The sequence below is a fragment of the Nocardia vermiculata NBRC 100427 genome (genome assembly GCF_001613265.1).
In the GTDB taxonomy this organism is placed as follows: domain Bacteria; phylum Actinomycetota; class Actinomycetes; order Mycobacteriales; family Mycobacteriaceae; genus Nocardia; species Nocardia vermiculata.
This window is the reverse complement of record NZ_BDCA01000060.1, coordinates 1-5,316: the sequence shown is the minus strand read 5'-3', so window position 1 is coordinate 5,316 and position 5,316 is coordinate 1. Positions and strand designations below refer to the sequence as shown.

6 protein-coding genes are annotated in these 5,316 nt (G+C 61.2%); all 6 read left to right on the top strand.

Annotated features, from left to right (window positions below):
• The first annotated feature begins 279 nt into the window (after positions 1-279).
• From NV2_RS30375 to NV2_RS30350, 6 genes are read left to right on the top strand one after another with little or no spacing between them, the layout of a single operon-like run.
• Positions 280-1,302 carry a carbon-nitrogen hydrolase family protein gene (locus tag NV2_RS30375; RefSeq protein WP_067882365.1) on the top strand — a complete coding sequence of 341 codons (1,023 nt, stop codon included), beginning with the start codon at positions 280-282 and terminating at the stop codon, positions 1,300-1,302.
• A 36-nt stretch (positions 1,303-1,338) separates the two neighbouring features.
• The gene (locus tag NV2_RS30370; RefSeq protein ID WP_067882362.1) at positions 1,339-2,241 is read left to right on the top strand and encodes a fumarylacetoacetate hydrolase family protein; all 903 of its coding nucleotides are present in this window, start codon (positions 1,339-1,341) and stop codon (positions 2,239-2,241) included.
• 2 nt (positions 2,242-2,243) lie between these two features.
• Positions 2,244-3,011 (top strand): maleate cis-trans isomerase family protein, encoded by a 768-nt coding sequence (locus NV2_RS30365; protein WP_033098387.1) that lies wholly within the window; start codon positions 2,244-2,246, stop codon positions 3,009-3,011.
• Position 3,012: 1 nt separating this feature from the next.
• Positions 3,013-3,711 (top strand): GntR family transcriptional regulator, encoded by a 699-nt coding sequence (locus tag NV2_RS30360; protein WP_064062101.1) that lies wholly within the window; start codon positions 3,013-3,015, stop codon positions 3,709-3,711.
• 17 nt (positions 3,712-3,728) lie between these two features.
• On the top strand, positions 3,729-4,340 hold the full coding sequence (locus NV2_RS30355; protein ID WP_067882360.1) for a flavin reductase family protein: 612 nt from the start codon (positions 3,729-3,731) through the stop codon (positions 4,338-4,340).
• A gap of 31 nt (positions 4,341-4,371) precedes the next feature.
• Positions 4,372-5,064 (top strand): BtpA/SgcQ family protein, encoded by a 693-nt coding sequence (locus tag NV2_RS30350; RefSeq protein WP_067882357.1) that lies wholly within the window; start codon positions 4,372-4,374, stop codon positions 5,062-5,064.
• The last annotated feature ends 252 nt before the right edge of the window (positions 5,065-5,316 follow it).

Sequence of the window (5,316 nt, the reverse complement as noted above, 5' to 3'; positions counted from 1 at the left end):
TGCGCTGACTCACCGAGGGGGTGTGTCGCCGCTGGGGGGAACGCTAGACCGAAATTTGATCAAACGCGAGACCTGAGTGCGACTTTTTTCACGAAAGTTGATTTTTCGTGATCGAGTCAACTCTCTTGGCGTACTCGAATACTCCTGGTTGAAGGACTGAATCTGTCACCAGGGGGAGGCCTGCGGCCAAAGCGGGAAATTCTTCCTTGCCATGTCCCGTAAGATTTGATCAAATCATTGCAAGATGGCTAGCCGGTTTCGCAGTAAAGGACTCTTGAGATGACCACCTACCCGAAGTTCCGAGCCGCCGCAGTGCAGGCGGCTCCGGAGTTCCTCGACACGCCCGCCACGGTGGACAAGGCATGCCATCTGATCGCAGAAGCGAGCACACACGGCGCTGAGCTGATCGCTTTCCCCGAGGTGTTCGTCTCGGCGTATCCCTACTGGAACTGGACCATGACGCCCGTTGAAGGGAGTCCCTGGTTCGAAAAGCTATTTCACGCAGCCATCGACATCCCCGGTCCCGAAGTGGCAGCCTTGTGTGCCGCTGCTCGCGCAGCCGACGCCCACGTCGTCATCGGAGTAAACGAACGAGACCCGTACTCCATGGGCACTCTGTACAACTCGGTCCTGTTCATCAGCAATACCGGTGAACTGCTGGGCGTTCACCGCAAGCTGGTGCCGACCTGGGCCGAGAAGCTGACCTGGGCCGGCGGAGACGGCAGCTCACTGCGCGTCTACGACACCGGAATCGGGCGACTCGGTGGACTGGCCTGCGGGGAGAACACCAATACCTTGGCCCGGTTCAGTCTCCTGGCGCAAGGAGAGCAGGTCCACATCGCCAACTACATCGCCCTTCCCGTTGCACCGGCCGAGTACGACATGGTCGAAGCCATCAAGACCCGTGCTGCTGCACACAGCTTCGAAGGCAAGGTCTTCACCATCGTCGCCTGTGCCGCGATTACAGATCAGATCATCGATACCGTGGCACACAACGAGGCCGCCCGCACGCTACTCGAGCGTCCGCACAGTGCCTTCAGTGGCATCTTCGGTCCAGACGGGCGGCTGATGACCACGCCTCTCATCGACGATGAGGGGATCGTGTACGCCGACATCGACATCACTGCATCGATCCAACCCAAACAGATGCACGACATCATCGGCCACTACAACCGGTTCGACATCTTCCAACTCAGCGTCAATCAGCAACCGCAGTCCAGCGTCGTCCTCAACAGTCACCACGTGCCTACCTTCCCCCATCCCTACCTCACGGAAGTTCCTGAGGAGACCGAGACAGCCTGAGAGATTTCCGTATATTCATCGAGCAAGGAGAATTTCGTGCGCTTTGTCAACTTCAGCCTCGGCACCGGCGGGGCACGTCACCTCGGCGTCGTCCTCGACGGTGCTCTTGTCCTCGATCTCGTCCCTGCTCTGCAGTCGGTGATCGATGTTCCCAACGACCTGCGCGACTACATCGCCGCTGGCCCGGATCTGCACCGGCGGGTCGCCCAGGCTGTCGCCACTACCCAGTCCTGGCCCACGGAAGCCATCCGTTCACTGGACGAAGTGGTGCTGCACGCCCCGTTCCGTCCCGGCAAGCTCATCGGTGTCGGACTGAACTACGTCGAGCACGTCGAAGAATCGAGCCGATCCCTCGACACCGACGAGAACCTGCCGACGCGGCCGGTGCTGTTCAGCACACCGGGCACCGCGGTGATCGGCCCCGACGAGCCGATCCTGCACAACAGCGAGCTGACCGAACAGCTGGACTGGGAATGCGAACTCGCCGTGATCATCGGCGATATCGCCAAGTCGGTGACCGAGGATGACGCGATGAACCACGTCTTCGGCTACAGCATCGTCAACGACATCAGCGCCCGCGACCAGCGCCGCTCCGGGCAGTGGTTCTTCTCCAAGGGACAGGACAGCTACAAGCCCTTCGGTCCCATGGTCGTCACCGCGGACGAGCTCGGTGACCCGCACACCCTGCAGTTGTCGCTGACCGTCAACGGTGAGCAGCGCCAAAACGGAAATTCTCGGCACATGTTGTTCAAGATTCCCCAGCTCATTGCCGATATCACCTCCGGAGTCACTCTCGAACCCGGCGATATCATCGCCACCGGGTCCCCTCAGGGCGTAGGTGCGGCGATGACCCCGCCGACGTACCTGACCCCGGGTGATGTCGTGGCCGCCACCATCGAAAAGATCGGCACCCTGGCCAACCCTGTCAAGGCGGTCTGACCATGACCACACCGGCATCCCCTCGCGCCTACCGCATCGGCCAGATCGTCCCGAGTTCCAACATCACGATGGAAACCGAGATCCCCGCGATGTTGCGTGCCCGCGAAGAGGTCGAACCCGAGCGCTTCACTTTCCACTCCTCGCGTATGCGGATGAAAGAAGTGACCAAGGCTCAGCTCGAAGCGATGGACGACGAGTCCGATCGCTGCGCCCTGGAGCTGTCCGACGCCCACGTCGATGTCCTCGGCTACGCCTGTCTGGTAGCGATCATGACCCGCGGCGCCGGGTACCACTGCACCTCGGAGAAGCGCCTGCACCAGGTGACCGTCGACAACGACGCCGAAGCGCCGGTGGTCACCAGCGCCGGCGCCCTGGTCGACGGGCTGAAGGTACTCGGTGCCCGTAAGGTCGCCCTCATCGCCCCGTACATGCGCCCCTTGACCGAGCAGGTCGTCGACTATATCTCTGGTGAGGGCTTCGAGGTCACCGACTTCATCGCCCTCGAAATTCCCGACAACCTCGAGGTCGGTTCCCGGGACCCGATGGCGCTGGTGGACATCGTCGAACGGCTCGACCACAGTCAGGCCGATGTAGTCGTGCTGTCTGCGTGCGTGCAGATGCCGTCGTTGGCTGCCGTCCAGGTCGTTCAGGACCGAATCGGCAAGCCTGTGCTGTCTGCAGCCGTCGCCACCACCTACCAGCTGCTGAAAGAACTCGGCCTGAAGCGGTACGTTCCCCGTGCAGGCGAACTGTTGAACGGGAGCTACTGATATGACCGCAGCCGGAGTGAAGAAACCCAAGCGCTCGACAACACTCGAACAGGCGTACAACGCCATTCTCGAGTCCATCTGCAACGGTGATATCCCGCCGGGCGCTCCACTCCGGCTGCAAGAGCTGTCGACCACCTTGGGGATGAGCATGATGCCCATCCGCGAGGCACTCCGCCAGCTCGAGGCCATCGGCGTGATCGAGATGACCCCCCACAAGGGGGCGCGGGTCCGGGAAATTTCGACGGACGACCTCATCGACACCTACCGGACCCGCATCACGCTCGAAGGCATCCTCTGCAGCCGCGCCGCCGAGAATTTCGACGCCGACGACGAAGCGGCGGCCCGCGAGGCATTGGAACGGCAGCGCATCGCACTCGAAGACGGCGACATCATCGAGGCTCGCATTGCACACAAGGACTTTCACTACGCCATCTACCGCGCTGCCGGCTCGGTATGGATGCTCCGCTCCATCGACCCGACCTGGCTCAACAGCGAACGCTACCGTGTCACCAGCGAACAGGATGGTGACCAACTCACCCTCCGCCGCGAAGAACACGAACGCATGCTCGCAGCGTGCGTTGCGCACCGGCCCGAGCAGGCCCGCCAAGCCTTGCGAACCCACCTGATCAGCACCGTTGCCCATCTGGACAAGAACTTGGCCAAACGCCTGGACATCCTTACCGCCGGGGCGTGCTGTTGACCCAAGGCCGCTCTCCCATGTACTCGATCGACCCGACCCCCGACTCATATACTCGTTTCGATCCGGCCGTGATGCGTGCTGCGGACTTCTATCACGTCCTGGCTGCCTCGGTGGTGCCGCGCCCTATCGCCTGGGTGTCGACGCGCTCGAGCGCCGGGATCTTGAATCTCGCTCCGTACAGCTTCTTCACCGTTGCCTCCACCAGGCCTCCGATCGTGCAGTTCAACTCGGTCGGTCACAAGGACAGCTGGCGCAACATCACCGAAACCGGTGAATTCGTTGTGAACATCGGGACTGAAACACTCATCGACCCCATCAATGCCACTTCCGAGTCCTTTCCCTACGAGATCGATGAGTTCACCCAGGCGGGAATGAACCCCCACGACAGCGATGTCCTGGCTGTCCCTCGGGTTGCCGAAGCGCCGATCGCGTTCGAATGCGTCAAGCACACGATCGTGGAGATGGGAAACTGCTCATTGATCTTCGGACGCGTCGTCAACGTCGTTGTCGCTAGCGCCGTACTGGCCAAGGACGGACTTCCCGACTTTTCCAAGGTCGCACCGCCGAGCCGACTCGGACGTTCGGAGTGGGGCCTTGCCCCATCCACGGTGATACGCGTACGACCCTGACACCTCCAACGCAACCAGCAGGAGCATCGCGATGCGCATATATCCCGTGATCCACGTCCACGATCTCGACCAGGTTTCGGAACAAGTCGAGGTCGCTCGTCGACATCCCATTTCCGGAGTCTTTCTCATCGATCACGACGCAGATGACATCCGCCTGGCCCGATGCATCGATCACGTCCGCCTGAAGCACCCCGACATCTTCCTGGGCGCAAACGTCATTCGCCGCAGCGCAACTGATGCACTGAACATCCTCGCACCGCACTTTCCTGGCGGTATTCCTCTCGACGCCATCTGGTCCGACAACGCCGGCGTCTCCCTCGACGGCGACGACCACGAGTTCCGTTCACTCCACTCAGCACGAGAACGAACCGGATGGACCGGACTGCACTTCGGCGGCATCGCCTTCAAATACCAAACTCCCGTCTCAGAATCCGATCTTCCCCGCCTGGGCGAACTCGCACGCCGCCACGTCGATATCCCCACCACCTCCGGACCCGGCACAGGACTAGCCGCCGACACCCACAAACTCGAGGCCCTTCGCGAGGGACTCCACAACCATCCGCTCGCCTTGGCCAGCGGGGTCACGCCGGACAACGTCGAGTCATTCATAGGCCTTGTCGACCATATCCTCGTTTCCACAGGAATCGCCGACGACAACGACCGCATCGACTCCGGAAAGTTGGCGGCCCTACTCGAACGTTGCACTGTCGAACAAAGAAATTAATCCTAATTCCGTCCCCGCGTAGACGGTGAAGCACCGAGCGTTCCCGCGTTCCGCTGAAAACGGAGAGGTTGACGGTGTGTGCTGTTCGACGATGGTTGAGCAGCACAGAAGAGATTCGTCTCTACGCTTGATTCGTGTCGACGAACAAAATCGCAGGGGATGTCCTCTAGGGAAGAGATGGAGAAGCCCCTCGTGTCCCGAGCACGGACACATCCACTCGTTCGAGTCCAGGGGTGTGTCGCACGATGGGTG

Bases quoted from the DNA above. Each gene is read 5' to 3' on its own strand.
- NV2_RS30350 (WP_067882357.1), top strand. From the start codon at position 4,372: ATGCGCATATATCCCGTGATCCACGTCCACGATCTCGACCAGGTTTCG.
- NV2_RS30355 (WP_067882360.1), top strand. From the start codon at position 3,729: ATGTACTCGATCGACCCGACCCCCGACTCATATACTCGTTTCGATCCG.
- NV2_RS30375 (WP_067882365.1), top strand. From the start codon at position 280: ATGACCACCTACCCGAAGTTCCGAGCCGCCGCAGTGCAGGCGGCTCCG.
- NV2_RS30360 (WP_064062101.1), top strand. From the start codon at position 3,013: ATGACCGCAGCCGGAGTGAAGAAACCCAAGCGCTCGACAACACTCGAA.
- NV2_RS30365 (WP_033098387.1), top strand. From the start codon at position 2,244: ATGACCACACCGGCATCCCCTCGCGCCTACCGCATCGGCCAGATCGTC.